1 protein-coding gene is annotated in these 804 nt (G+C 38.6%); it reads right to left on the bottom strand.

Annotated elements, in window-relative coordinates:
• Positions 1-59: 59 nt before the first annotated feature.
• On the bottom strand, positions 60-804 hold a 745-nt coding region (locus tag ACFILW_RS10310), incomplete at its 5' end, for a hypothetical protein (RefSeq protein WP_375685793.1).

Below are 804 nucleotides of genomic sequence, written 5' to 3' on the forward strand. Positions count from 1 at the left end.
AAAGCCGTGTCTTAAAGGACGCGGCTTTTTTGCTATAAAGCAGCCCCCCGCCCCGTTATTTACGCTGCTTTATCATCACCACAAATATCTTCAGAAATTTTTTGATTGCCATTAACCACGGCATTGCCATAAATCTTTACATAGATAGGTGGTGCATAGCCATCTGTACGAGGCTTGCTATAAACCGTTGCCTGGTCACAAACCCGTGCATTTCCATAAACCTTTACATGCTCAGAAATAGTAGCCCTGTCATAAACCTGCGCATCATCGTAAATCTCAGAAAATCCATAAATACAAGCATTTCCATAAACGCGTGCATTTCCATAAACCCTGCCAGTTACATGCGCATAATCAGAAACTTTTGCATTATCAGAAATATGACCAAGAAAAGAGACCTGAGCATTATCACAAACAACTGCATTGCCAAAAACATTACCATTAACCATTGCGTTATCACAAATTTTTGCATTATCAGAAATTTTTGCATTATGAAAAACCTGAGCATTGTCACAAACAATAGCGTTGCCTGATATTTTTGCACTTTTATAAACACGTGCATTATTACGCACTTGTGCATTTTCAGAAACAACAGAATCCATAGCAACCATGGCGTTATCATAAACCCAGCAATCACCATCATGTGATAAGCTTTTTTCGTTTTCAATAACGCCACCGAGATCACCTGCTTTAACATCTGCAAAATCTCTTAATGCTCTTATACGACGTACAGTTTTTCCCTCAGGAATACGGTGGATTTCATCTGTGAGTTCATATTTTTTGGATACATTTTTAGTGGTCATAGGT

The organism is Bartonella sp. TT110JLCBS (genome assembly GCF_042193405.1).
Classification (GTDB): Bacteria; Pseudomonadota; Alphaproteobacteria; order Rhizobiales; family Rhizobiaceae; genus Bartonella.